The sequence below is a fragment of the Klebsiella sp. CB_Kp196 genome, assembly GCF_040061575.1.
Classification (GTDB): Bacteria; Pseudomonadota; Gammaproteobacteria; order Enterobacterales; family Enterobacteriaceae; genus Klebsiella; species Klebsiella michiganensis.
Map to the genome: position 1 here is coordinate 63,213 of NZ_JBEAFH010000058.1, position 26,945 is coordinate 90,157.

The 26,945-nt window shown below is 40.6% G+C and carries 24 protein-coding genes; 17 read left to right on the forward strand and 7 right to left on the reverse strand.

Translation table 11 applies throughout. The features are described 5' to 3' along the window. Positions 1-12: 12 nt before the first annotated feature. Positions 13-165 (forward strand): Hok/Gef family protein, encoded by a 153-nt coding sequence (locus ABLU87_RS21320; RefSeq protein WP_009651623.1) that lies wholly within the window; start codon positions 13-15, stop codon positions 163-165. 119 nt (positions 166-284) lie between these two features. Here the strand turns inward: ABLU87_RS21320 and mutS are convergent, their stop codons facing one another. Then, positions 285-2,852, reverse strand: coding sequence for a DNA mismatch repair protein MutS (gene mutS / locus ABLU87_RS21325; protein WP_122116662.1), 2,568 nt, complete (start codon positions 2,850-2,852; stop codon positions 285-287). 159 nt (positions 2,853-3,011) lie between these two features. Here mutS and ABLU87_RS21330 point away from each other — a divergent pair, with 159 nt between their 5' ends. The 9 genes from ABLU87_RS21330 to ABLU87_RS21370 all read left to right on the forward strand — a co-directional run bounded on the left by ABLU87_RS21330 (position 3,012) and on the right by ABLU87_RS21370 (position 12,525). Continuing rightward, positions 3,012-4,463: a tyrosine-type recombinase/integrase gene (locus ABLU87_RS21330; RefSeq protein ID WP_122116661.1), complete on the forward strand. Its 1,452-nt coding sequence runs from the start codon at positions 3,012-3,014 to the stop codon at positions 4,461-4,463. Positions 4,464-4,474: 11 nt separating this feature from the next. Further along, positions 4,475-5,080 carry a hypothetical protein gene (locus tag ABLU87_RS21335; RefSeq protein WP_213811231.1) on the forward strand — a complete coding sequence of 202 codons (606 nt, stop codon included), beginning with the start codon at positions 4,475-4,477 and terminating at the stop codon, positions 5,078-5,080. A gap of 386 nt (positions 5,081-5,466) precedes the next feature. Next, positions 5,467-6,675, forward strand: coding sequence for a site-specific integrase (locus ABLU87_RS21340; RefSeq protein ID WP_213811232.1), 1,209 nt, complete (start codon positions 5,467-5,469; stop codon positions 6,673-6,675). Then, on the forward strand, positions 6,668-8,197 hold the full coding sequence (locus tag ABLU87_RS21345; protein WP_228304845.1) for a site-specific integrase: 1,530 nt from the start codon (positions 6,668-6,670) through the stop codon (positions 8,195-8,197). The genes ABLU87_RS21340 and ABLU87_RS21345 overlap by 8 nt, the downstream gene beginning before the upstream one ends. Beyond that, on the forward strand, positions 8,163-10,127 hold the full coding sequence (locus tag ABLU87_RS21350) for a hypothetical protein (RefSeq protein ID WP_241181225.1): 1,965 nt from the start codon (positions 8,163-8,165) through the stop codon (positions 10,125-10,127). The genes ABLU87_RS21345 and ABLU87_RS21350 overlap by 35 nt, the downstream gene beginning before the upstream one ends. Further along, complete coding sequence (locus tag ABLU87_RS21355) at positions 10,108-10,527, forward strand: hypothetical protein (protein WP_213811290.1); 420 nt, start codon at positions 10,108-10,110, stop codon at positions 10,525-10,527. The genes ABLU87_RS21350 and ABLU87_RS21355 overlap by 20 nt, the downstream gene beginning before the upstream one ends. A 122-nt stretch (positions 10,528-10,649) precedes the next feature. Next, positions 10,650-11,078, forward strand: a complete 429-nt coding sequence (locus ABLU87_RS21360; protein ID WP_213811289.1) for a hypothetical protein — start codon at positions 10,650-10,652, stop codon at positions 11,076-11,078. Positions 11,079-11,151: 73 nt separating this feature from the next. Next, positions 11,152-11,976 carry a GNAT family N-acetyltransferase gene (locus ABLU87_RS21365; protein ID WP_241181226.1) on the forward strand — a complete coding sequence of 275 codons (825 nt, stop codon included), beginning with the start codon at positions 11,152-11,154 and terminating at the stop codon, positions 11,974-11,976. A gap of 75 nt (positions 11,977-12,051) precedes the next feature. Then, on the forward strand, positions 12,052-12,525 hold the full coding sequence (locus ABLU87_RS21370) for a hypothetical protein (RefSeq protein ID WP_241181227.1): 474 nt from the start codon (positions 12,052-12,054) through the stop codon (positions 12,523-12,525). Between the two features lie 39 nt (positions 12,526-12,564). On the opposite strand, the gene ABLU87_RS21375 is transcribed toward ABLU87_RS21370, so the two are convergent. The 4 genes from ABLU87_RS21375 to ABLU87_RS21390 all read right to left on the reverse strand — a co-directional run bounded on the left by ABLU87_RS21375 (position 12,565) and on the right by ABLU87_RS21390 (position 15,434). After that, entirely contained in the window at positions 12,565-12,882 is a 318-nt protein-coding gene (locus ABLU87_RS21375) for a cell wall-binding protein (RefSeq protein WP_122117987.1), read from the reverse strand. A gap of 18 nt (positions 12,883-12,900) precedes the next feature. Continuing rightward, positions 12,901-13,287, reverse strand: a complete 387-nt coding sequence (locus ABLU87_RS21380; RefSeq protein WP_122117988.1) for a hypothetical protein — start codon at positions 13,285-13,287, stop codon at positions 12,901-12,903. Between the two features lie 522 nt (positions 13,288-13,809). Next, on the reverse strand, positions 13,810-15,024 hold the full coding sequence (locus ABLU87_RS21385) for a relaxase/mobilization nuclease domain-containing protein (RefSeq protein WP_122117990.1): 1,215 nt from the start codon (positions 15,022-15,024) through the stop codon (positions 13,810-13,812). Between the two features lie 8 nt (positions 15,025-15,032). Then, positions 15,033-15,434, reverse strand: coding sequence for a hypothetical protein (locus ABLU87_RS21390; RefSeq protein ID WP_122117991.1), 402 nt, complete (start codon positions 15,432-15,434; stop codon positions 15,033-15,035). Positions 15,435-15,682: 248 nt separating this feature from the next. Between ABLU87_RS21390 and ABLU87_RS21395 the strand changes: the two genes are divergently transcribed. After that, complete coding sequence (locus tag ABLU87_RS21395; protein WP_213811262.1) at positions 15,683-16,747, forward strand: hypothetical protein; 1,065 nt, start codon at positions 15,683-15,685, stop codon at positions 16,745-16,747. A 45-nt stretch (positions 16,748-16,792) separates the two neighbouring features. Here the strand turns inward: ABLU87_RS21395 and herA are convergent, their stop codons facing one another. Continuing rightward, complete coding sequence (gene herA, locus ABLU87_RS21400) at positions 16,793-18,508, reverse strand: anti-phage-associated helicase HerA (RefSeq protein WP_213811261.1); 1,716 nt, start codon at positions 18,506-18,508, stop codon at positions 16,793-16,795. Further along, entirely contained in the window at positions 18,508-19,692 is a 1,185-nt protein-coding gene (locus ABLU87_RS21405; RefSeq protein WP_213811260.1) for a DUF4297 family anti-phage-associated protein, read from the reverse strand. The genes herA and ABLU87_RS21405 overlap by 1 nt, the downstream gene beginning before the upstream one ends. 1,060 nt (positions 19,693-20,752) lie before the next feature. Between ABLU87_RS21405 and ABLU87_RS21410 the strand changes: the two genes are divergently transcribed. The 6 genes from ABLU87_RS21410 (at position 20,753) to ABLU87_RS21435 (ending at position 26,939) form a co-directional block, all read left to right on the forward strand. Continuing rightward, positions 20,753-21,292: a fimbrial protein gene (locus ABLU87_RS21410; RefSeq protein WP_004124241.1), complete on the forward strand. Its 540-nt coding sequence runs from the start codon at positions 20,753-20,755 to the stop codon at positions 21,290-21,292. 79 nt (positions 21,293-21,371) lie between these two features. Further along, a complete protein-coding gene (locus tag ABLU87_RS21415; RefSeq protein ID WP_014226579.1) occupies positions 21,372-21,926 on the forward strand; it encodes a fimbrial protein in 555 nt (184 codons plus the stop codon). A gap of 75 nt (positions 21,927-22,001) precedes the next feature. Further along, positions 22,002-24,470, forward strand: coding sequence for a fimbria/pilus outer membrane usher protein (locus ABLU87_RS21420; RefSeq protein ID WP_108703525.1), 2,469 nt, complete (start codon positions 22,002-22,004; stop codon positions 24,468-24,470). A 25-nt stretch (positions 24,471-24,495) separates the two neighbouring features. Beyond that, complete coding sequence (locus ABLU87_RS21425) at positions 24,496-25,239, forward strand: molecular chaperone (protein ID WP_032720410.1); 744 nt, start codon at positions 24,496-24,498, stop codon at positions 25,237-25,239. Between the two features lie 18 nt (positions 25,240-25,257). After that, a complete protein-coding gene (locus ABLU87_RS21430) occupies positions 25,258-25,887 on the forward strand; it encodes a fimbrial protein (RefSeq protein ID WP_004137363.1) in 630 nt (209 codons plus the stop codon). Beyond that, the gene (locus ABLU87_RS21435) at positions 25,887-26,939 is read left to right on the forward strand and encodes a fimbrial protein (RefSeq protein WP_122117889.1); all 1,053 of its coding nucleotides are present in this window, start codon (positions 25,887-25,889) and stop codon (positions 26,937-26,939) included. The genes ABLU87_RS21430 and ABLU87_RS21435 overlap by 1 nt, the downstream gene beginning before the upstream one ends. The last annotated feature ends 6 nt before the right edge of the window (positions 26,940-26,945 follow it).

Here is a 26,945-nt window from a genome sequence, read left to right on the forward strand (position 1 = left end):
GGGAGGCAAGACATGCTAACAAAATATGCCCTTGTGGCAATCGTCGTACTGTGTATTACGGTACTGGGATTTACGCTTTTGGTGCGCAGCTCGCTATGCGAACTCAGTATTAAAGAGCGTAGTATGGAGTTTAAAGCTGTTCTCGCTTACGAATCGAAGAAATAGCATCAGCGCGGGGGCAACCCCGCGTATTGGTTGTCAGGATGCATCCTCTCGCACCCAGTTTGCATTTGTTAAAACGGCAGCACCGCAGGGCGCTGCCGTTTTTTCACGTTAAACGAGAACTACACCAGGCTCTTCAGGCGATAGATCCACTCCAGCGCCTGGCGCGGAGTCAGCGAATCCGGGTCAAGATTCTCCAGCGCTTCAACCGCGGGCGAGGTCTCTTCCGGAGCGGAAAGCAGCGACATCTGGGTACCGTCCACCTGCGTGGCGGCAGCGCTCGGCGCAATGCTTTCCAGCTCGCGCAGCTTCTGCCGCGCGCGTTTAATCACCTCTTTCGGCACACCGGCCAGCGCGGCAACCGCCAGACCGTAGCTCTTACTGGCCGCACCATCCTGCACGCTGTGCATGAAGGCGATGGTGTCGCCGTGCTCCAGAGCATCAAGATGGACGTTGGCCACGCCTTCCATTTTCTCCGGCAGCTGGGTCAGCTCGAAGTAGTGGGTGGCAAACAGGGTCAGGGCCTTAATCTTGTTCGCCAGATTTTCCGCGCAGGCCCACGCCAGCGACAGGCCATCGTAGGTCGAGGTGCCACGACCGATTTCATCCATCAGCACCAGGCTATGCTCGGTGGCGTTATGCAGAATATTGGCGGTTTCGGTCATCTCTACCATAAAGGTTGAGCGGCCGCTGGCCAGGTCATCCGCCGCGCCGACGCGGGTGAAAATACGATCGATGGGGCCGATGTCGACTTTTTCCGCCGGAACGTAGCTGCCGATATACGCCAGCAGGGCGATCAGCGCGGTCTGACGCATATAGGTACTTTTACCGCCCATATTCGGACCGGTGATAATCAGCATTCTCCGCTGCGGGGCGAGGTGCAGCGGGTTAGCGATGAACGGCTCTTTCAGAACCTGCTCAACCACCGGATGGCGGCCTTCGCTGATACGAATACCCGGCTTATCGCTAAAAGTCGGGCAGCAGTAGTTGAGGGTCTCCGCGCGCTCGGCGAGGTTCACCAGCACATCGAGCTCCGCCAGCGCGCTGGCGCTCTGCTGCAGATCGCCAAGATGCGGCAGCAGCATATCGAAAAGTTCATCGTACAGCTGCTTTTCCAGCGCCAGCGCCTTCCCTTTGGAGGTTAGCACTTTGTCTTCATACTCCTTCAGCTCAGGAATAATATAGCGCTCGGCGTTCTTGAGGGTCTGGCGACGGACGTAGTGGATCGGCGCATGCTGGCTCTGACCGCGGCTAATCTGGATGTAGTAGCCGTGGACGGCGTTGTAGCCTACCTTCAGCGTGTCCAGCCCCAGACGCTCGCGCTCGCGAACTTCCAGTCTGTCGAGGTAATCGGTCGCGCCATCGGCCAGGCTGCGCCACTCATCGAGTTCCGCGTTATAGCCGGGGGCGATAACGCCGCCGTCGCGAACCAGTACCGGCGGCGCATCGATAATCGCCCGTTCCAGCAGTTCGCGCAGCTCGCTAAATTCCCCCATCTTTTCCCGGAGCCGCTGTACTGGCGCGCAGTCGACGTCCCCCAGCATCGCGCGCAGTGCCGGCAGCTGCTGGAAAGCGTGACGCATACGGGCTAAATCGCGAGGGCGGGCGGTGCGCAGCGCCAGGCGTGCCAGAATACGTTCGAGGTCGCCGACCTGGCGCAGTACCGGCTGCAGCTCGGTGTAATGTTCCTGCAGCGCGCCGATGGTCTGCTGACGCTCTACCAGCACGGCGGTGTCGCGCGCCGGCATATGCAGCCAGCGCTTAAGCATACGGCTGCCCATGGGAGTCACGGTACAGTCGAGCACCGAGGCCAGCGTATTATCAAAGCCGCCGGCCAGGTTCTGGGTGATCTCCAGATTGCGGCGGGTGGCCGCATCCATAATGATGCTGTCCTGCTGGCGCTCCATCGTGATGGAGCGGATATGCGGCAATGACGTGCGCTGGGTGTCTTTGACGTACTGCAGCAGGCAGCCGGCGGCGCACAGGCCGCGCGGGGCGTTTTCAACGCCGAACCCAACCAGATCGCGCGTGCCGAACTGGAGATTGAGCTGCTGGCGCGCGGTGTCGATTTCAAATTCCCACAGCGGACGGCGGCGCAGGCCGCGGCGGCCCTCAATCAGCGACGACTCGGCAAAATCCTCCGCGTACAGCAGCTCGGCGGGGTTGGTGCGCTGAAGCTCCGCCGCCATCGTTTCGCGGTCAGCGGGTTCGCTCAGGCGAAAACGTCCGGAGCTGATATCGAGGGTGGCGTAGCCAAAACCTTTACTGTCCTGCCAGATGGCGGCCAGCAGATTGTCCTGGCGTTCCTGCAGCAGCGCTTCATCGCTAATGGTACCCGGGGTCACAATGCGGACGACTTTGCGTTCAACCGGCCCTTTGGTGGTTGCCGGATCGCCAATCTGTTCGCAAATGGCCACCGACTCGCCCTGATTAACCAGCTTAGCCAGATAGTTCTCTACCGCGTGGTGGGGGATCCCGGCCATCGGAATCGGTTCGCCCGCGGAGGCGCCGCGCTTCGTCAGCGAGATATCCAGCAGCTGCGATGCGCGTTTCGCATCGTCATAGAACAGTTCGTAAAAATCACCCATCCGGTAAAACAGCAGAATCTCCGGGTGCTGGGCTTTCAGCTTGAGATACTGCTGCATCATTGGCGTATGGTCTGATAAATCCTTGTCAATAGACTCATTCATATTGATTTTACTCGTTTTTTAAGTCTTTCAAGTACTCAAGTGGCCCCAAGTGAAACCGCTTTGAACCCATATAAATCGATAAATTTGTAGCTCACTTGTAGCCTGGAACGTGGTAAGTTACCTTCTAATCATTTTTGGGCTACAAACAGTGGTGATACTTTGAAAACAACTCTCAGCCAGTCTTTTATTATCAACAAGTTAAGTATCAATGTTAAACCTGCACTTAGTAGCTCAGGAAAAGTTGTTTTCGAAGCTAACTCCGACCAAAAACCTTACATAGTCTTTGATGATCACAGGGAAGCCCCAGTGGGATTCGGAGTTAAGGTAAGTTTGACGAAAAAAACGTATGTAATCCAGAGAAGAGTGTCTTCTGGTGACCGTAGTTTGAGTGAGGGTAAGAAACCAAGTTCTGTATTAAAAGTGAAAGTAGGGAATGTGTCTGATTTTCCGAACATTGATCAAGCTCGTGAAGCTGCCCGACAGTTAGTTCAGACAATGATCATCACTAAAAGAAACCCTAATAAAATCAAGAGGGAATTAGACACAGCAGAACTCACTATCAGTGAAGTGTTTGCTCAATACAGAAATCATTTAATGGGTAGATCTAAACCAGCTAAACCGAATACTTTGGCTGTACTTGATAAAGCAGAAAACCGTTTGAAGGAGTGGTCAGGACTTCGAGTGAAGGATTTAACTGGTAATGAAATTCTTCGTAAGTTTGATGAGATTGCCAGCAGAGCCAGGACAGCAGCCGAGCAAACATTTCGCTGGGTAAATGTTGCTGTCAAACATGCAATCGATATCGAAGCAAGTAATGCACAGACTCAACAACGACAACCATCATTGTCATATAACCCTTTCTCAATTTTAAAGGTGCAGAAGAAGTTCAGGACTCGATCAGAACTGGAAGACAGCTACAAAGCAAAAGGTGTCAGAAATCCGCTTTCGCCAAAAGATACTCTTGGACGATTTTTAACAGCATTACATAACAAAAGAAGTTTCAATCGTTTAGGCTGTGATTACCTGCTGTTGACGGTTCTCTTAGGTGCCAGGAAAGAAGAAACAGCTTCTCTGTGCTGGCGAGAGTCTCTTACAAAGGAAGAAGCTAAAACGACAAGCTATGTAGATCTTGAAAATCGGCTCATTCGATTCTACGACACTAAGAATCGAAACGATCATGAGCTTCCGATTTGTGATGCTGTGAAACGGTTACTTGAGGACAGAAGGGACATTGTTCAGGAAGCAGAAACTCGTCCAGAAAGACTTATGTGGGTTTTCCCGGCCCGTTCCAAAAGAAGCAAAGTTGGACACTATTCGGATAGCAAAAGTTTGAGAGAGTATCTGTGTTCAGAAGCTGAGATCGTAAAACTTGGTATGCATGACCTAAGACGAACTTTCGGAAGAGTTGCAGAAGAACTTACTTCATATGCTGTCGTTAAGAGATTGCTTAACCATCGTAATACCACTGATCCGACAGAACGATATGCTATTCCCGATGAAGAACGAATCTATGAGGCATTACAAAGGATTGAGTTGCACATGCTTATGACTGCACCTAAATTGTATAATGCACTATTAGCATCAGCAAAATATCCACCATTGCCAGAGTAAAAGGATAAAAGATGAGTATTGTAGCTACACTGAGAGAATTATCGGAAGTCTGGAAGCTATTTGGTGATATGCCTGACGATACAACACTGAATGCAGAATTAGCAGCCATTTATTTAGGTGTTAGCCCGAAAACATTAGCTCGTTATAGGCAGAATGGTGGTGGCCCTGAATACATTCAATATCAGGAAGAAAATAGTAAAGCTCGAAATCAACGGATAAATTATTTGTTGAAGGATTTAAAAATTTGGAGAGATGCTCATAAAGTTAAAAACAGTATGGAAGCTGCTCAAGTTAGAGGACTTGCATTCAATTCACTGATCGACTTCACGATCCCACAACCGTTTTGGCATATAGATAATGAGTTAGATTCAGATAACAAAAATAAAATATTATCACATGCACTTAGAACACCAGAAGAACGATTTAAAATTTATTTAGCAGAAAAACATATCAAAATCGTTTGGATCTCAGTAGAAGAAGCCTTGCTTTTAGATTGGACTGATTTAACCGAAAGACAAATATTCCATGATTCGTTTGTTAACCTTTTAAATGATTCAATCCAGCTTTCTACTGCTGCACAAGAAAATCTCGTATTGAATAACATTTTCAAAAAATAATTCATCTTATTTAAATGGCTGATTATCGATATCAGCTATTTTTTTTATTTATTGAAAATAAATTTGAAAATAAAAATTTTATTGGCTATATATCATTCGTCATTCTGAAAATGCAAAAAATAAACTGATTTTCTAATGATATTTTGCATTATGTTTTACCTATTTTAGGAACATTGGCTTGTTATATGGTTTTACTAAGTGTTTTATTAGTCTCAGGTGAATAGAAGGAAGTATATATTCCCCAGCTGGGGAATCGCAAAAATCATCTAAGAAAATCGTTAATAAACAATTCTTTATCATATATAAAAACTCCTAAAATGCAAAATTATTATTGCCAAAATAAAAATAAATGTTACACCTAATAAAAAAGCAAAAAAGGAGAGTATATGTATAAAATAAAAATAGATAAATTTCGACTTGATTCAGGAGAGCGATATTGCATTGTGACAAATAAAGAAACTGGCATTCCTCTTTATTATCCAAACTTATATCTAACTACACAATTTAGAAATAATGGACATGCATTAGCTACGATAGAATCAAAGGCTGTGAATATTACAATCTTATATAGATTCTTAGAAAAAAACGATATAGATATTGAAACAAGGATTCTGAAAGGGATATTCTTGTTCGGGGGAGAAATCGATAGTTTGGTTTCATATTTGGGGGCTATTTCTGAACTAAGGAACAACATAAACGTAGGATTAGGTCACGTATCGAAAAAAACTTTACGCAATAGAATAAATAGTATTCTTTCATATACCACATGGTTAGTAGATGAATTATTGCAATATGATTCCTCCAGATATAAAACCAGTTTTTCTAAAATGATAAAAGCTATTGAAGTCAGGAGGCCAAGGAATCATGACAATAAAAATAGTGAAGATAATCAAAATAAAACACTTAAAGATGACTCCGTAGTTTGTTTAATGAAACTAATTGACCCACAGTCACCTTCTAATCCCTTTAAACCTGATGTTAGAAATAGAAATGCAATCATTATTATGATTCTCACTGAATTAGGTATAAGAAGAGGTGAGTTATTAAATATTAAGATTGAGGATATTAATTTTCAGAAGAAAAGGATATGTATTCGAAGACGAGCCGACGAGGTATCTGATCCAAGATTAAATCAGCCTTTAGTAAAAACTCTTAGCAGACAACTGCCACTAAGTGAAGAATTAGCTTCAAGATTAATGGAGTATATCATTCATGATCGGAAACTATACTTAAAGGGAAAGTCTGAATTTCTTTTTTTAATTTATAAAAATGGGCCATGTCAGGGTAAACCATTAAGCATCTCAGGATACCAAAAAATAATTTCAAAAATAAGTATGAGTGATCGTTTACTTAGAGGATTCTCAGGACATAAATTAAGACATACTTGGAATTATGATTTTTCTCGCCTAATGGATTCGCAAAATCAAAGTGAACGAAAACAAGAAGTCATGAGGGAAAAGCTAATGGGTTGGAAAGAAGGTTCTGGAACTGCGGCTACATATAATCGAAGGTTTATTGAAGAGCAAGCTGATGAAGCTTCAATTAGACTACAAAAAATATTAGGCCGTAGAGGAGGAGAGAATACAAATGATTAGTAGAGTAAATTATAGAGAAACTGACCTTGAATTAACTGCACCAAACAGTGGGTATAAATTCTCAATATCAGAACCTGTATGGGTATTAGATAAGAATATAAGCTTGAATATAAATCTTATTCTTAATAGCCTAAATATATGTCATCATGAAAGTTTCTTAAATACATTAAGTTATTTTGCGACAACGCGATCAAGTTCATATACAAGAAAAATGTATTGGGCATTTTTTGACTTTTTAAAAGATGCAAAAGATGGGCTTATAACTGATCTCACTATAAAAAAATACCATAAAAAAGCATTAATCGATAAATCTGATTACCTTGAAAGCATGAGGGTTTTTTTAAAAAAATGGTTGTATTTAGAATTTCCAGGGGTAACTGACGATCAAGTTGAAATTTTATACAAAGGCAAAACTAAAAAAAGGCGAATTGGTGAAATGGTGAATACCATGGACTTAAATAAAGGTCCATTAATTGAAAATGACGTTATTAATTTTAATGAAGGTTCAATGCACTTATATGTCAATGGCAAGATTACACTTGCTGAATTAGCTATGGCATTGTTAACGTCTTACACAGGTAGGAGGCCAATACAAACATCCCATTTAAAATTGAAAGATATACTGAGTGTTTTTGGAGAACACAATAATGAAATAGCACTACGGTATCCAAGAGCTAAACATAGTGGTGTATTTCGTTCTGAGTTCAAAAAATTAAAAATAACTGAGGAGTTAAATGATTTGCTAATTGTATTGAGCAAGGAAAATATTCAACTTGCAGAGCAGATACTTTGTCGAGCTTTAAGTGATATTGAGATGGCAGAACTACCACTATTCATTGATTTTAATTCTTTAAATGAGGTTAGATACAAAAAAAACATTTCCGAACTATTAAAAACTGATATTTTTCATATTCAAGCTAAACTAATAACAACTAAAATACAAAAGATTGCTAATTATATTGATTCTCTTGAGTATGCAGAAGTTATCAATGCAAGGCGATTCCGATATTCCTTAGGTACAAGAGCAGCAATGGAGGGATATGGAGTGTCGATTATTGCTGAATTATTAGATCACCGTTCTACAAAATTTGCGGCTTGCTATGTTAAAAATATACCAGAATATGCAGAGAAAATAGACGAAATAATGATTAGAAGTTTATCAGAATATGTAGGGGCTTTTAAAGGAGAGTTAGTTAATTCAGACACAGGTGATATAAAAATAAAGACACATAAGGGTATAAATTCCGGAAACTGCTCTAACTGTAATGATTGTAATGCTCCTGTTCCAATTCCTTGCTATACCTGTCCTTACTTTAAACCCTGGATAGATGCTCCCCATAATGAGGTTTATGATTTTCTCATGAAAGAAAGAAAAAGAATAGCCGATATAACAAGTGATATTAAAGTCGCAACTACATTAGATAGAACCATTATAGCTGTAAAAGAGGTTATAAATAAATGCAATATAATAAAGAGGAGTCAAAGCAATGAATGTACAAAATATTCAGGATGTCAAAAATAAAAACACAAGTAATTCTTTGGATTTATTCGTGGAGAAAATGAAGTTTATAGCTCTAAATGAGATTAGCATACCTTGGGATTCTGACAAATGGGTTATAAAAAATGTGGCAATTAAGTTTACTAAGATAAGTGATAATGCTCTCCATAATGAAAAGATGAACTCCGATTTTATAAAATTTTCCAAAGCATATATTATCAATGAGACACCGTGTAAGACTCACAGATTACAAATGATAATCCCTACTTTAAGGTGTTTAGAACATGTTCTCATCAAGAATTATTCAAGTGGAAATATATGTAATATTAATTATAGTATCCTTGGTGAAGTCATTGATTTGATAAAGCATAAATATAGTGTTAGTTATATGTGTGCGATTAGTAGTGAATTGAAAAAAATAGTCTCTTTTTTAAATAAAAATAACTTTACCTATAAATATATAGGTGGTTGGAAAAGCCCTATAAAGGATAATCGCAATTATTTCAAAAGCAATGATGAGCAAAGTAAGAAACTACCAAGTGAAGATGTGATGTATATTTTTGCAGACATTTTTAGGCAAGATCTTACAGATGTTAGAGATATTTTTACGACCTCAATATTTGCTCTGTTAATGTCAGCACCTTCACGAATCTCCGAAGTTTTGTCTTTATCCATTGATTGTATGTTCACAAATAAAACAAGAAAAGGTGACCAGAAATGGGGATTAAGATTTTGGGCTGGCAAAGGCTTTGGGGGTGATATCAAATGGATTCCTTCAACAATGGTTCCGGTAACACAAAAAGCCATATATAGGATTATAGAAATTACGAAAGAAGCCAGAAAGTTTGCCAAGTTAATGGAGTTAGATTTCAAATCTTTTCATAAACAATCTAAATTCAAAGAATATGCTGAAAGCAAAGTTCTCTCAGCAATCCAAATATGTGAGATATTGTTTAATGATACTTTTTCAGAAAAAGAATGTAAAAAACGTTTAAAACGTTTGTCCCTTGTATTTCATGATGATTTTTATTCCCTAAAAACTTTATGGCAAGAATTGCAAATGCGTCTTCCTAATGGATTCCCATGGTTTAATAAAAGTAAAAACATAAAGTATAGTAACTTGTTGTTTTTGTTTTTTAGAGACACTTTCCATACTAATAAATCTAATAATATAATAGAAATCTATGTGCCTGATAGGTATTTATTTCAGGGAAATGTTTTAGCACATAAAAGAAGAAATACTATTTTTCAAAGGCATGGGTATCAAAATGGCCGAGAGCGAACTATTTATTTTCATTCTCATCAATTAAGACACCTATTAAATACCATAGCTCAAAGAAATGGAATGACCGAATACGATTTGGCCAAATGGTCAGGAAGAGCAAGTATTAAACAGAATAGGGTTTATAATCACGTCAGTGATGAAGAGATTCTTGAAAATTATGAAGCTATAAAACTCTCGGCTCCTAACTATTCAATTAGTAATGCCGTAACCGTTCGTGATCCTGTATCGAAGGAGATTCTTTTGTCTCTCAATCATAGTGCGGTTCATAAGACAGAGTTTGGATATTGTGTTCATGACTATGCCCTATCGCCATGTGAAAAATTCAGAGATTGCTTGAATTGCTCAGAGCAGATCTGTGTCAAAGGTAATTTTGATAATCTTGAAAGGCTTAAAAAACGATTAGTGGATACTAATGAATTAATAGATATCACGATAAAAAATTCAGACGAAAATGATAGCCAATTAGATAAGGATCGCTGGTTGACTTTTCATTTAAAAACTCAGGAGAGATTACAGGAGTTAATAGGAATCTTAGAAAACAAGGAAGTGCCGAATGGTTCATTCGTTCGATTAGCTAATAAGAGCTATTCACATCTATCAAGAGTTATAAATGCAAAGGATTTATTGGAACATAGAAATGGAGAAAACAATGTCAAAAAAATTAACTAAAAAAGAAAAAATGCTTATTGTAAATACTATAATAGGTTGGAGTGAGCCTGGTATTACTTGGGAGGATGTTTGTAATGAATGCACTTGTTTTTTGAAAAGCAAACCAAGCAGGCAAGCATTATCGTATCATAAAGAAATAAATGAAGCATTCAAAAGCAAGAAAAATGGCATAAAATGTAATCAAAACAATTTCAAGAAACCTTCTTCGCTTGCTATTGCTTCCCAAAGGATTTTTCACCTGGAGTCAAAGAATAGAGTGCTTGAAGAAGAAAATAGGAATTTAAAGCAACAATTCGTTATATGGCAGTATAATGCGTATAAACACAACATAAATAAAAATATTTTAGACGAACCATTGCCACCAATAGACAGGGGCCGGTCGGATAGAAAACTAATTTAAATTGTCATTAATATATTACGCTGTAAATATTTATTTACGAATAGCTTGATTATTTATAATAACGTGCTAAATGTATATGTATTGTCAGGAAGACAATTAAACATTTTGCAAGGATGCAATTTATGGACAAAAACAATTTTAATTCAGTAATGACACTTGAAGAACAGCTTGTTGTCATCATAGATAAATACATATCAAAACGATATCAGCCACATGATAAAAGTTTTTCCCGCCAATTATATTTAGTGTTTGTTGGGTATCACTTAAAGTATTTCTATCCCAGGCAGTTATATACCCGTTCTAATAGAAACATAGACAACATCATGACGATGTTCAGTTCAGTGTATAAATGCCTTACAAGTAATCTGTTACAGCAATTAAACAATAAAGAAGCTGTTCTTAGAGAACTAAACTCTCTTGTTAATTATATAGATGACAATCAAGAAACAACAGAAGAGATCTATACAACTTTTAAAGCTCAATATGAAATGAAAATTATAGAAAAAGAAATTATCTACGAAGTAAACAAGGTTAGTGGGTTGAGATTATAAACTCCTGAAAAATGTATTTTGGTGACAACTTATTTGGTACTTAGATGATTTTCATCTTTTAATGATTACTTGAATGGTTTATGATAGACTTTACTTATTCTTTGATAATTATAGGTATTTTAAAATGTGGTTGCCATCTTTTAAACAAAAATCTGTCAATGATATCGAAAGACCGCGATTTGAAGTTTTACATATTTGGGATAGAATCGATCCTACAAAATACTGGGGCACTTGCATAGTCGAAACTATATATCGAAGTTCTGTTAGAGATAATTACCCACATATTACGGTTGATAAACTTAGCACTGAAGAGATAGAGATTATAATTAGCCGTATTGATGAAAAACCTAAGAAACAGGTTTCATTTAAGGCTTGGTATAGCAAGCATTATCCGATTTCCACCGGTGGTGAATATTCTGCTGCTGTTTGTATCACAGGACGTGATTTATGTATCAGAGATTCAGAATATAGAGGTCATCGTATTGGGACATGGGCGATGTCAGAAATTATAAAATGGGTTAAACAATGGCCTGATGCATATGTGTTACCAATATTGATTTCCGAAACTGATGCTTATAAAGAGAATAAAAAACGACGGGATTTTATTTATAAAAACATCGGTGTTGAGTTTAACTATTCCAATGATAATAAAACAAGTGGTCTTTCCTATCCCATGCTTGCCTCCGAATTGAATGTAATCAACTCTTGGGACAAAGAATCGGACAAACACGGAAATATTAAAACAGAACCATTTACTGATTTTTTGAACGGCCTTATTAATGATATAAAGGGTTTAACTAAAGAAAATGAAGAGTTGCATTCCCTTAATAAAAAATTAGAATCACAAAATCATTCCTCAATGATAAAAAGGGTTATTGATCGTTTGAAGAAATTTTAGCTTTATAATATTTGACATTCTTTTCTTTAGAGATATATGTTGAATGCATAAATCTATATAGCTTGGAGGATATGAATGGAAAATAATGACACTTTAAAATTTATACATGAATTAGTAGAGAACAATTTGAAAAATTATTGTTGGTTTGAAATAAAAAATGTTTTGTATCGTGAAAAATTCGATACAATTGTTTTGAAAATGAATGATAGAGATTATGTTGAAATAATTGATGGTATTCTGGCTAATATCCCTATTAACGATCAAATTGATTTTTGTGAACGATTTAAAGAAGATATTCCTGACCTGTCTATTAAGTATGATGGAGCAAATAGAATCGAATGGGGGCATATACTTCGAATTGGTGAATTAATGATAGAACAGGCAGTGATTTTGAAAGTATGGTCCTCTACAGCTTCAACGGATCTTATAGGTTGTGCTAAAAAAGAAATTTCACACTCAGAGATTAAATATTTATCAGATAAATACAATAAACAAATTCCTGTTTATGAAATAATGAATTCTATTATAAGTAAAAAAACTCCTCACTAATTAAGTAAAGAGCTTTTATATTGTTTAATGATTTATATTCTATTGTTGTAGTTCTTTCCAGATACCGTCTGATTTTACCAGCTTAATTGGTTTTGTTTGTTTCATATTGCTAATGGAAGCATCTACGATGCAGTTATAAACATTGTTTACTTCTTCTGAGCAACTAACTTTCTTCACATAATCAATTTTCAAAAGATCTTTTTCGGGAATACTTGAGTTCAGAGCTTTCATACTTGCATTTGATCTATCTACGACACTTTTGAAAGCATTGTATATATCATCTTGGGATGGTTCACTGTTACATGCGGTTAAAAGAAGTGTAGCAAGGATAACTGTGAGAATTGAGTATATTTTCATTTTCTTATCCAGAAATAATTAATTAAGAATACCAGTTTTGGTGTTGTTGTTGTCAGAGGAGAAAGTCCATTTACTGACAGTCTCTCCTTTAAAATCTATTTCAAGCGTTTTAGACTGACTCTGAGAACCGCCAGTTAGCAAACCGACAACAGGGATAAAAGTCGAGGCATTAAACTGATTGTTATACATGAAGTATCTCCACTGCTCATTTCCGTCATCAAGTGTGGTTCTTGTATCTGGCTCACCTAACTTAGTGAGCAATTCCATCTTAGTTGTTTTGTTTTTAATGATCTTTGACTGAAGGCTTTGTGGTGTTTCATTTTTAAGGTTCTGGTTCCCTGATGTTGAACAGCCAGAAATTAAAAATATCGCAATGAATAAGGAGGTAACAACAAAGTTATTCATTTAATGTTCCTTATTATATTTTAAATGGATGAGTTAGTTTTTATGTATGAAAAGGGCTCTGTGTGCAAATTTCTTACGTAAATAAAATCTTAAAGAAATTGCTGAGGCAAAATATATAACGACAGTTAATATAAAGCTTTGACTGATAGCGAATATGAAGAAAGCAATTACTAACAGCAAAATTCCTATGAGTAAAGCTAACCAAGATGAAACGGCTCCATATTTGATAGTCGAATGACAGCCAGTGCAGACACGAACACCATGTTCGCTTTCTTTAAAGCAAAATGGACACTTTATAGTTTCGTTTTTCATAGCTATCCCAATCTGAAAGATTAAATGCTGTTTGTAGGGATTCTCGATGGCTGGCTGGCTAAAGTAAAATCACTTGTACCGATCGATGATTGTTACTTGATAGGTTAAGGCTATCATAAATGAATTATCGATCTGTAATAACGATCAATCTTTACTTGACTTAATCTAAATCAATAACCAATGGTTGAGTGTTTATCACAAATGAGATTTTTAACTCACTGTATAAAAACGAATTTCCATCGACTTGTTTAACGATTTCATTGCATGGATTTTTGATAAAGTCGTATGGGTTTTGTGAAGAATGCTCTTCCCATAGCTTCTGAGAAGCTCTATGAACCTTTTTATGAATGGAATCCAGCCACTAAGCCTGGAGTGTTTTTGCCGTTGTACAACATTTTTTTGAAGAATCTTTTCTACGATTCCGTTTCTTCTGTCTTCTCTGAGTCGAAGTTCGAGTTCAGCAATTTTTTCACTTATGCTTTCCCTTGGTATATCCGTTGCAGCAAAATCTTTTGCAGTAGCAGTAGCAGTAGCAGTAGCAGTAGCAGTAGCAGTAGCAGTAGCAGTAGCAACTGTGCTGGTATCAAGTAGTAGTGAGTTGTCTCGTTCAGGCTCGTAGTCGATGAGCTTTTGAAGATTTACCCAAGAATACTTTTTGCCAAGTTGAGATGCTTTGAATGCAATACCATTGAATACGAAAGAAAATCCGTTCATTCTCCCAGTGGTAGCTATGTTAGCTGTACATGAAACTTTCGCTTCCTCAAGCCTTATTAGGAAAGTTTTCACATCTGGTGAATCTGCCAAACTTTTATCAAGGAGCATTTGTAACTGCTGCTTATTGCAGATCTCACCTGTTCTTTGTTCAAACATTGCTTCATTCCGGGAAATCTTTTTTGATTTTTTGGGAATTGCTTTGTTTGTTTCTTTTCCAGTATCCGTAGGTTTTAGTGGTTCAGGGCCTTTTGTGATAGTGAGACTGTATTTGATTTCAAGTTCCTGGATTATACGACCACTTTTAAGGCTTTCATGTCTACCTAAGTTAACCTTACTTGAGACCGAATCTATTCGGTTAGCAATGATATGTATGTGCTGACCCACACTGTCATCATGCAAAACATAGCAACGAAGATGAGTATCACTAAACCCCATTTGATTCATATAATCGTCAGCGATCTTTATCCATTGAGCATTTGTAAGTTCATCATTCTTCGGAAGTCTAAGAGAGTTGTGCCATGCTGGTTTTGCGATGTCAGTTCGTCGTTCACTGGCAGTGTTGAACTCTGCTATAAGTTCATTTGCACAATCACCAATCATGTTACCACCGATAACAACAGGAGCACTTTTATGGTGAGAACCAGGCTTCAACACATACTTTACGACATTGATAAAGTTCTTATGCCTCTTTATCCGTTGCATTCCCTTCATATAAAAACTTACCTGGCTGGTAGGTCAACAGAAGCTGTCAGACACAAACGAAGCTCTTTGATCTGTTTCTTTACAGCGAAGATCTCTGTTTTTGTTAATTCACTATTACTACTTTTTGTGTCGAGATGATTGATTAATCTGTTTAGCTTTTGTGATATTTCAGACAAAGATTTCCATGCTTCCAGGTTAATAGGGGGAATAACTGGAGGGAGCCTATCAAGGGAAGTTAAGCGAAGCCATTCACCTTTGCTTTTGTTTCCGCGATTGGAATTAAGGATCTCTAACTCTTCTTTATTAAATCGAACACTGACACAGTGTATTCGTAATGATTCATTAGATGACTGCGATGATTGATTATTACAAATAGGCTGAAAACTATTTGTGTAGGATAAGGTTATTGTTCTACTCATAGAAACTCCTTTTCGTATGTGTATTCGATGACGGCGAGCAATCCTTGCACACCCATAATACAGTTATATTAGAAATACAATTTATGTCAATGAGTTAAGTGAAACTTTGATTTTCTTTTTCAACCGAAGGGCGAAAAACAAGGAGACTAAAAGAAGCGGAGCTTCTTTTAGTCATACCTTGCATAACCACCTGATATCTAATTATAATAGTTACTCTTCGGTAAATTTTATTTAAAAGGGAATTAAGCATGAAGATTGAAGAACAATACATTGAAAGTATTTATAGCTATTGTCAGGGGGTTGAGAGTCAGGTTTATAATTTAAAGGAATATGCAAATGAATTGATGGTTGATGAAAGTCAAAAATTAAAAGGTAGGAAGCATCTTTCATCAGATACGGATGAGAATATATCGAGGTACCTTAAATTCAGTCTTGGTTCAATATTAAATGCTCATGCAAGTGTTTTAGATTATTTCTATAATTTATTATTAATAAAGGTTGGTTTTACCCAAGATGATATAAATGGTCAGGTATTCAGCCTAATGTATGATAAAGAGGTTATATCTTTTCTTGAATACTTAGGGTGTGAAGGTAAGAAAAGCAAAGCATTTGAAGAACTTGGACTTAATGAATTAAAAATAAAGATAGATAAATATAGGGAGGAACATAACGAGCATCCAGAAGGTATGCCATATGATATTGATTTGATGCGGGAAATTTTCTCAGCCTACTTCAAACACAAACATTTCCGAATTTTATCCAAAAGGAAAAATGTTATTGACGAAATTTGTGATGTACTTTTTGGCTACACTCAACGACTCCATCCAGCGATGGTCCATCAATCATATACTCCTGCTATATTAAAAGAATTAAATAACTTAGTTAAACATAATTTCATCCCTGATATAATATCCCCTAAACCTTACAAAGGATTATATATCAATTTAAAAATCGACAGTGTCCCTTATTTAAATGATGGGTTGCTTAAAAAAATATTAGGACTGGATTTGTCAGTATTCAAAGATTCAGAGTCTCTAATGAAAGAAAATAACGGTGTTGCATATAAGGATATACCGCTATTTAATGAAACAAATATATTTGGCTTTGAGTTTTTGAAAGTTACAGACCGTGTTAACTACTCAGAGTTTATGATCGATAGAATATTTTTTGTAAAAACAAAGGCAGAAATAATAATTTCGTATGATGATATTATGAAAGAGGTTCTTAAAACAATAGGGGACATAAAAGAATCTATTGACTCATTGGTTAATGATGGCAGGATAAATTATATTAATTCGCAACAAAGCAATTGATATCAATGGATTCACTCTTAATCAAGAGTGAATCCATTTCTGATATTAACTTTTACTCCATTGTTCAATTATCTTATCAAACTCCGAATCTACCCACTCTTTCCTCCATTCATCAAGGTATTTGATGTCAATTGACGATGGTGGCATTGTACATTTTTCTATTTTTACAATGGACGGTATTGATATTGAATCCCCCATGATTAAGGCTTCACCTTCTTTGAGTGATGGTAGGAGGTTTGTAATATCACCTACTGTATCCGGGAGTAATCGCTTAACATAATTTTGATCGTCTGGGTTCGTTAACCGCATTGAGATAAAAGTATTACACTGAGAAAATATTGTTTCTGAAATTTCAGAAGGTCTTTGACTTGCAAGGAGAAGGGTCACACCGTATTTTCTTCCCTCTTTGGCAATCCTTTCAATTGCCTCTTTGGATGTTCTATATTTGCTCAGATCACTTTTAGGAGCATATTTATGTGCTTCTTCGTAAACAATCAAGATTGGGATATCTTGATTCTCATTCGTTTTTCTTTTGATTTTTTTTGAATGATAACCAAATTCAAAAATTAACCGAGATATCAATGATACACAAATGCTAAGTACTTCAAAAGGAACACCGCTTACATCAAGTATTGTAATGTTTGATTTATCTTTTCCATAGCTTATTAAGGCTTGTAATGTCTCTTTAAATGTTACGGATTTGCTACCTTCACCCAGAATGAAGTCTAATCTCTTATCAAATAATTTACTTTGTAATCGATCAACAAAATTGAGAAGTTTTCCATTTAAAGCACCGGCTGAACTTCCATCAGGTGTTAAATTCTCTTTGAATAACCTATGTGCATTTTTATTGTCAAACTTGAAAGTTCCTTCCTCATCTGACCAAATATGTTCATTGTCTTTATTTTTTCTTTCATTATTTCTGTTGTTAATGTAGTTGATAACTTCATTAATATCGAAATAATATGGCGAATGAAAGCTTATTATTTCCTTTGTGGCTGGATCACCTTGAAAATGTTTCTTTTTATTTAAGGTAATTGCCTGTCGGAACACGTTTCTCTGGTTGTGATCATTTGCTTCTGTATCAAGAAAAAGTTCTTCTAACTCATCGCCATTTAATAGCCAATATGGAAGGGTTAATGTATCCACATTCAATATATTGGAATTAGGGAATGCATTTTCATATTCAGAATGTATGTCAAAAATAATTATATGAGAATTGTTTAACCCTTTATAACCTTCTTGCTTTTCATCTATGGCTTTTTGAAGTATTTTGGCAACAGTGTGAGACTTACCTGACCCCGTTGAACCTACGATAGCAATATGTTTATTGAAAAATCTATTTCCATTCACAGGTACAGATACTTTTGTATTAAGTGATAGGCTTGAAAAAGTAAAGCGATCTTTTATGTCTATGCTGTCTGTATATATAGATATTATTTCGTCTAACTTAGCTGGTTCAACTTTTTTAGGTGGAAGTGCAAGTGAATCACCCCCGCGATAGAACTTTCCATTTTTAACAAGACCTATTGGGCTTGCTTCTATCATGTATTTTTGCTTTTGGCTTTCCTTAACCTCAATAGAAAAATTATCTATGATGGCCAGAAGAGCAACATCTTGATTATCTGAAACCCTTAAATAAGATCCTACACCTAATTTTTCTTCTGCTATCTTAAACTCTTCAAGGTCGTCTACAGAAATTTTTAGTTTATTTGGCGACACTGATACTACTTCTGCATTAATATCATTATTCCTGCTCATTACACTATCTCCTTTATATCGGCAAAGTCTTTAACTTGTATGTTTACCTGGGGTAGTTGGGATGGGATATCAAGGCAGTTTTTCGTATAGAACTGATATACTTCTTTTCTTATATGAATACTGTTCAGTATTTCATTGAAATCATCTATGTCGTTGATAAATTGGAAGTGGATTTCTTTATTTGAAAACCCTTCGACTAATATTTTTGGAGTAAATACACTTCCTTTAAAAGGGTATCCATCAGCGAAAATTAGATTTTCATTGTATAATTGATTCTTCAATTCGTATAATTTATCTTCGCTGATGCCATGAACAAGTAAAAAAGGAGAATATGGTCGATCTGCTCTTTTAGATAAATTAGACCAATTTAATTGTATTTTATATATACAGTCTTTAACTGTTTTTATATCAATCTTGTCTTGAAATTCCAAGATGAAAAAACGAGCATAAGGAGAAGTGTTTACACTTCTCCTTATGAAAGATTCTTTTAGTTTTCTTAAATATTCTTTTCTTCCTTCATATTGATAAAACCATATGTTAAATAAGACTTTGGATTTGTTGATACTTTCAATAAAATCTGATTTTTTTATCCTTCGATCTTTTTTATTACAAGAGATATCATAGGTTTTTCTGAAAGCATTAGAATAAAAATAATGCTCTGCCTCATAATCTTCACATTGAAAATGGTTTTTTATTATTTGTATAGTTTGTTTTTTTTGATCAGTAAATGATTTTGCATTGATATTTATAACTAATCTATCCAAAAAGGCTTGTAGATCCTCTTCGGTAAGCCCATTTTCTATATGGTACTCATGTTTGATTTGTTTTTCAGTGTATGTGAGGAAGTTAGATTTGAAGAAGTCAACTTTTAATGGAAGTGTTAATTTATTTTGTCCTGATTTATAGTGCCCGAAAAGATAATAATTCGCCCCTTTTTCTTTATTGTCCTTAAAGTGTGACAACATTAGTCTTATGGGCTTTGATATAACGGAGTGGTTATAATCTGTACTCTCATAGTATTTGCATTGGATCGCAGTTAAGTGCCCATCGTTGTAGACATCAATATCTTCAATGCACTCTATATCAATCGAGTCATCCATTTGTGGTAACGAAAAAATTTCAATAATCGTTTTATCAACTTGATAACAATACCCACGAATTGTATCAACTGCACTTCTGTCCACTTTGTTATCCTTTTTGAGATAAGGTGTTAAAAGTTTATAAAAATATGCTGTGTTAATAACAATGCAATGATTGCATAGCTTCATGATTTTGCCATAAAGCTAAACCATTGACATGCAAAAAGAACAAAAAGCATTTACTTTTCATGCTAATTATTTAGATGTAAATAATGTTATGCCGATAAAAACTTTCTAATTCTTTGCCTGTTTTCCTATAAAGTAGCCTATGTGTAACCTATGGATATATGGCTGTTCGTAATTTTCAATACAATCAGTTGGATAGATTATATTTTTTAATACTGCTGCATCATCGGGGTGTGGGCGTCAAGATTCTCTAGTGTACTCATCAGTTTTTGCTGTCCATTTTCTGAAGTTTTAATGAGTTAGCGGAGTTTATTGTTTTCATGACGTCGCGCTATCGCTCATCGGTTCCCGTGAAACTGTGCATTTCTGTTTATTGACTCATGAGCCGCATGATAACGGAGTCTTCAGGTCAGGAAAACAAGAAGCAGCGGCGGTATGCCGGAGGGGGAGGTCGCAGCGGAAAAAGGCTATACTGGCGAATGCAGGTCGATGGTATAGACGGGGAGACATCCGTTTTCACCGGCGTCGTACGCCTCGCGTTATTTCCCTTATTCCGTCTACTTTTCACCGTTGCGTGTAGCAGAAAAGGGGCTTTGTTAATAAAATGTGATCTGTGTTACAATTCTCTTACCATCAATATCTTTCGTTTATCCTCTATTAATTACCTTTCGTAATTTGTTTTTAGGATATATCTCAGCATTCTGCGAGTTAATTTCCTATGGTGGCATTGTTCGCGAGGTTAAATCTTTTTTTAATTCCTTTGTAAATGTATCTCTTTTTACCTAAAAAATGATTTGTTAGTATTTTTGTCGACCAGGGGATCTGGCTTTAATTAAATTATTAATATTAATTAATAGTCTAATTATTGAAACGGTTTTTTCGGTGATGCGGAGGGCTGCAAATTGTTATGAGAGTATAACTCAGCAATTTTATAGCTCCTTACTCTTTAGGATAAAAATTTATAACGCAGGAATTTTCTATGAAACTGAATAAAGTTGCTATGGCTGTGGCATTAACTGCTGCTCTCGGCTCAATGTCTGCACTGGCTGATACCACTAATGGTCAGATTGAGCTTCAGGGTGAGCTGGTGAATACCGCGTGTGGTTTAGCGCCGTCGTCCAGCCCGGTAACCGTTGATTTTGGTCAGGTTCCAGTTTCCCTGCTGCAAGGCGGTGGTCAGGCAACTGAAACCAAAAACATCGAGCTGCAGTATTGCGATACCACCATCGCCAGCAGCGCCGTTGTTTCCTATACCCCGACTTCGGTTAACCCGAACGATCCTACTCTGGCTGCCTTTACTTCTGGTACCGCATCTGGTGCAGGTATCGGCCTGAAAGACAGCGCTAGCCAGACTGTGACCTGGGGCGCGCAGACCACGCCGGTCACCCTGGTCGATGGTACTAACACCATTCCTTTCGTGGCCTTCCTGAAAGCGGAAGCGGCAGCGAGCGGTTCTACCACTACCGTAACCGCGGGTGCATTCCAGTCAACGATCAATTTCACTATCGATTATCAATAATCGATTTTGAGTTATCGCTCGCGGGGAGGTTTCTCCCCGCGATATTGGATGGTGTACCCGATAATATGGAATTCTGAGTATGGTTAAGGATACAGAGAAAAAGAGACTGATGGCGCTATTCGTATCGGTATTACTCTTTTCCGGACATGCTTCGAGTACTAATTTTACGCCCGGACAGCTGGCGCTTTCGGGGGAGCTGGTTGCTGCCGCCTGCGATATTGATCCCAGCTCGCGGGAGCTATGGGTGGATTTCGGCAACATATCCGCTCGCGATATTAATATGGATCAAGAAGGCAAGCTCGTCCGGCCTTTTCTGGTGCGCTTAGTGGGCTGCGCGTCTTACGGCAGCGAAAATCAATCAACGCCCGGTGCTTATGCCACGATTACTTTTACCGGCAATGCGTCATCGCAGGACCCGACCGTATTAATTCCGGATGGGGAAGGAAAGGGGTTTGGTATACAGATTCGCGATCGCCGTGGGGAAGTTTTAACTTTTGGAGAACCCTCCTCGGGATATCTGCTAAGTGATGAGAATAATACGCTGAAATTCACCGCTTCGCTGGTTCCGGTTCAGCAACATATTAAGGCTGGGGATTTTTACGCCGTCACTCGTTTTTATATGGATTACAACTAGACGCAAGCCAGCTATTGCTGTTGTAGCTTGTTTACCGCGCACGATATTTTACTGAATGATTCGGGATGAATAGTCATGTCAGCAGAACTAAAAATAAAAATAATCCTCTCTCAGATGCTTTTTTTCTGCTGTGCTTCTATGGCTTGTGCCTCAACCGACGTGGAATTCAATACCGACGTACTGGATGCCGCCGATCGCGACAATATCGATTTAACCCGTTTCGCCACCGACAATTATGTCCCGCCAGGCGAGTACTTATTAGATATTAAAATAAATGGCCAGGCGGTGGGGCAGCAAAAGGTTCGCTATCTGGCTTCTAAAGACCAGAAGCATACCCAGGCCTGCATTAACGGCGAAATTCTTGCCAGATTGGCGTTGAAAGAAGAAGCGCAGCAAAAGGTCGCACAGCCGTTTGCCGATTGCTATGACCTGCTGAGTCTTCCTGGCGCTACGCTCAGCAACTACGCCGGGGTGCTGGACATCACCGTCCCGCAGGCGTGGATGAAATACAACGATCCGAACTGGACGCCGCCGGAGCGCTGGGACCAGGGCATCGGTGGTTTTTTGCTCGACTACAGTCTGACCGGGCAATATACCCGCCAGCTTGATATGCATGAAGATTACACCACCCTGAGCGGATACGGCCAGACCGGGTTTAACCTCGGCGGCTGGCGTTTGCGCGGCGAATATCAGACCAGCTATTACAGCGCGACGCATCAATTTGATTTCGACATGAATCAGATCTACGCCTACCGTCCGCTGCCGATGATGGCGGCAAAGCTGACGGCGGGGGAGATCTACCTTGATTCTCAGGTCTTCGACACCGTGCGCTTTACCGGGCTTAATCTCGCCAGCGATGAGCGTCAGCTGCCGCCAAACCTGCAGGGCTACGCGCCGGAAATTCGCGGCCTGGCCAAGACCAACGCCAAAGTGACGGTGAAGCAGAGCGGGCGCATTATTTATGAAACGACGGTTCCCGCCGGGCCGTTTAACATTCAGGATTTACGCAGCTCGGTGCGCGGTACGCTGGATGTTCAGGTGGAGGAGCAGGACGGTTCCATTTCAACGTTCCAGGTTAACACCGCCAACATTCCTTACCTTACGCGTCCCGGCTACGTGCGTTACAACGTGGCTGTCGGCGCGCCGTCCCGCTATAACCATAAAATTCAGGGGCCAGGTTTCGCTTCCGGTGATTTCTCCTGGGGGATAACCAACGCCTGGTCGCTGTACGGTGGTTTACAAAGCGCAGGGGCGGAATATACCGCGGTCTCCGCCGGTATTGGTCGCGATCTCAGCGTACTGGGCGCGCTCTCGCTTGACGCCACCGAATCCTACAGCCAGCAGTCAAACCAGAAGCGGCTTAAAGGCACCTCGTTTAAGCTGAGCTATGCGAAAACGTTCGACGAATATAACAGTTCAATTACCTTCGCCGGCTATCGCTTCTCTCAGGAAGATTTCCGCTCTTTCTCGCAATATCTCAACGAGCGTTACGAGGGTTACGACAGCCTTGGCCGTGAAAAAGAAGTCTATACCATCACCGGGAATAAAACGTTCTGGGCCGATGAGCCAGGCAAAGCGACTACCGTCTTTCTGACCTATACCCACCAGAATTACTGGAATCGAAGCAGCCAGGATCGCTACGGCATCTCGTTAGGGCGCTCGTTTAACGTCGGTAATATTCGCGGGATCACCACCAATATTTCGGCCTACCGTTCCGATTACGAAGGGCGTAAAGACGACTCTATTGCTTTCTCGCTTTCCATTCCCGTTGGCGATAGCAAATGGAGCGGTCTCGACGTACAGACCAATAACGGCAAAACCAGCCCGATGCTCTCGTACACCGACAGCAGCGACTACAACAACCTGTGGCGACTGCGTGCCGGGGCGAGCCAGAGCGGCTATGCCAACGTCGACGGCTACTATCAGCGCCGCTCGCAGTATGCCGAAATCAACAGCAACGCCAGCTATCAGCAGGATCACTACGTTTCCCTGAGCAGCACCCTGCGCGGCGGCTTTACCGCTACCCGGCACGGGGCGGCGATCCACAACAGCGGCGCGACGCTCAACACGGCGCGCGTGATGGTGAATACCAACGGTATCGGCGACGTTCCGCTCAATGACGGTAAATCAAGAACCAACAATTTTGGTATTGCCGTTATTCCGGACATCGTGAGCTACAACAGCTTTGATACCCGTGTTGATGTCGATGCGATGTCGGAATCCATCGAACCGGCAAAGGCCATCAGCACTGCCACGCTGACCGAAGGTGCCATTGGCTATCAGACCTTTGGCATGGCCAAGGGCGAAAAAATGATGGGGATTATTCGCCTGGCTGACGGTACCTATCCACCGTTCGGCGCGGAGGTTATCAACGGCGATGGCGTGAGCGTCTCCATGATTATGGAAGGTGGCCAGGGATGGCTGGCGGGGGTGAATCCTCAGGAGCTGCTAAGCGTAGTGTGGAGCGGGAAAAAGCAGTGCCAGATTGCCATCCCGCCGACCATCGTGCGTCGTTCGACAGCCGCGCTATTGCCGTGTAAATGACAGTGACAGTAATAAAAGGCCAAAAATGAGCATAACAAGCAACAAATTCTGCTGGATGGGCGTTGTGATGCTGGCGGCGGTAAGCGGTACCGCTCAGGCAGGGGTTTCGCTGGATCGCACGCGTCTTATCATCACCGGTAAAGACAGCTCGGCGAGCGCGAATTTAACCAACACCAGCCCGGATATTCCTTTCCTCGCGCAATCGTGGGTTGAGGACAGCAAGGGCAACAAAATTACCTCTCCGCTGGTGGTGCTGCCGCCTTTACAGCGGATTAACGGCGGGCAAAAAGGGGTGGCGCGGGTCACCAAAACTGACGGTATTAACCAGCTGCCGCAGGATCGGGAAAGCCTGTTTTATTTAAGCGTGCGCGAAATCCCGCCCAAGCCGGATAAAGCGAATGTCCTGCAGTTAGCCATGCAGTCGCGGATTAAATTATTTTACCGCCCGACGGCCATTATTCCCAAAAGCAAAAGCGAGATTTGGCAGGACCAGGTCGTCTTTCAAAAGAGCGGCAATAAGATGACCGCGCAAAACCCGACGCCCTATTACATCACCATTATTAGCTTGTCCCGCGTTAAGGGTGAAAAAATCACTAAGTTTCCGGGGATTATGATTGCGCCGAAGTCCAGCATGGAGTTCAGCGTAACCGACGGCGGCGTGCGAGATTTCGCCATGATGTATGTGAACGATTATGGCGGTCATCCGGAGCTGAAATATCGCTGTGAAGGAAATACCTGTAAAGCGCTGCCGCCATCGCAGCAAGGGTAATTAAAGAGGAACCTGATGATGAAAACGCGTCTATCGCTATTAGCACTGTTTGTATTCGGTATCAGTATGCCAGCGCTGGCCGACGCTGATATTCCGCTACAGCCACAGCACTATAACCGGGATCATCAGGGGGAAGATGGCGGTAACGTGATATTCAATGGCTCCGTTTATGCCTCGCCTTGCGTGCTGGCGCCGCAGAGCCGCCTGCAGATTATCGAGATGGGTGAAATCAGCGCCCGCCGTTTTCATCAGGCCGGCGACCGGAGCCAGCCGGTGCTGGTTCGCGTCGAACTCAGAGATTGCCTGAAAGGCGCCTCGCAGGCGCGCGACAGCATCGCCTCACGGACGACGGGCAGCAGCAAGCATCTCTACACCACCGGCGAGCAGGCGGTTCAGCTCACTTTTATCGGCGAATCGGATGAACATAATCGCCAGCTGCTGCGCCTGACCGGCAGCATCTCAGGAGCCGGTATTCGCCTGCTGGATGTCAAAGAACGGGCGCTGGATATTAATCAAACGCAGCCGCCGTTTATTGTGAAAACCGGCGATAGCAGCCTGACGTTTATTGCCGTGCTGGAGTCAACCGGACGAAACGTGACTGCGGGCAACTTTAGCGGACTGCTGCGTTTAAAAATGGAGTATCTCTGATGACGACGATGGTTATCGGACGAAAATCTTGCGTCACGCTTTTACTCTGTGGCGGCTTACTATCCCTTGACGCCAGCGCGGCGATTGAAGGGGAAATTACGCCGGTCGGCGGACCTAAAATGTATAATATTGACGTGGTCAATCAGGATATTACCAATAACAGCATAGGGGCAACGATTCCTTATGAGTTTTCATTGGGCGAGCAATATTCTGGTATAGCCAGCTGTACCATTCCCATGGAAAACCAGGCGATTTATTACTCTGCGACCGCCTCGCTGATGCAGCAGGGAAGCGCGTCGGGCTATTTAAAGCTCAATGATTATATGGATGTCAAAATTGAAATTTATATCCGTGGTAAGCGCATGGATTATTTTTCGGTGCCTTTTTATAATGAGCCGAATAACGCTTTTCAGAATAAATGCGTTCCGCCAACTACCCAGTTTAATAACTTTGAGTCCGGCGCCAAGGGGCGGGTAACGTTTATGATTACTAAGCCTATTGTCAACGGCGTTAACCTGCTGGGTACAGAAATCGCCAAGCTTTACGGCCGCCTGGGGAACTATAGCTCAGGAATGGGCAACACCCCGATGTCGATTATCTCAATTAATTCCGGGGTCATTACCGTTCCGGATAAATGCATTGTCAACTCAGGTACACCGATCGTCGTTGATTTTGATACCATCCCCAGTTCGGGTTCGCTGCTAAATGGCAATAATTACAGCCGGCCCGTGCCGATTCAGGTGAAGTGCGAAGGGGGAAGTTTCGCGAACGGTAATTTAAATATTCGCCTGGGCATTCAGCAGGCCAATACCGCCAGTTTTAATAGCGATTATTTAGGGACCACCGGCGCCGTCGATCGATCCAATCTTGGCATTATTCTGAAAGATTCAGGCGGCAGTTTAGTGGCCGCGAATAGATTTTATGACGTGCCGGGTTTTAATAATAATCAGGGAACCTGGAATCTGACCGCCGCGCCGATTGCCAATGCCGGGACCAATGTTCTCGAAGGGGATTTCCAGGCATCGGCCACCGTGGTCGCTGAGTTTCAGTAAGGGGGC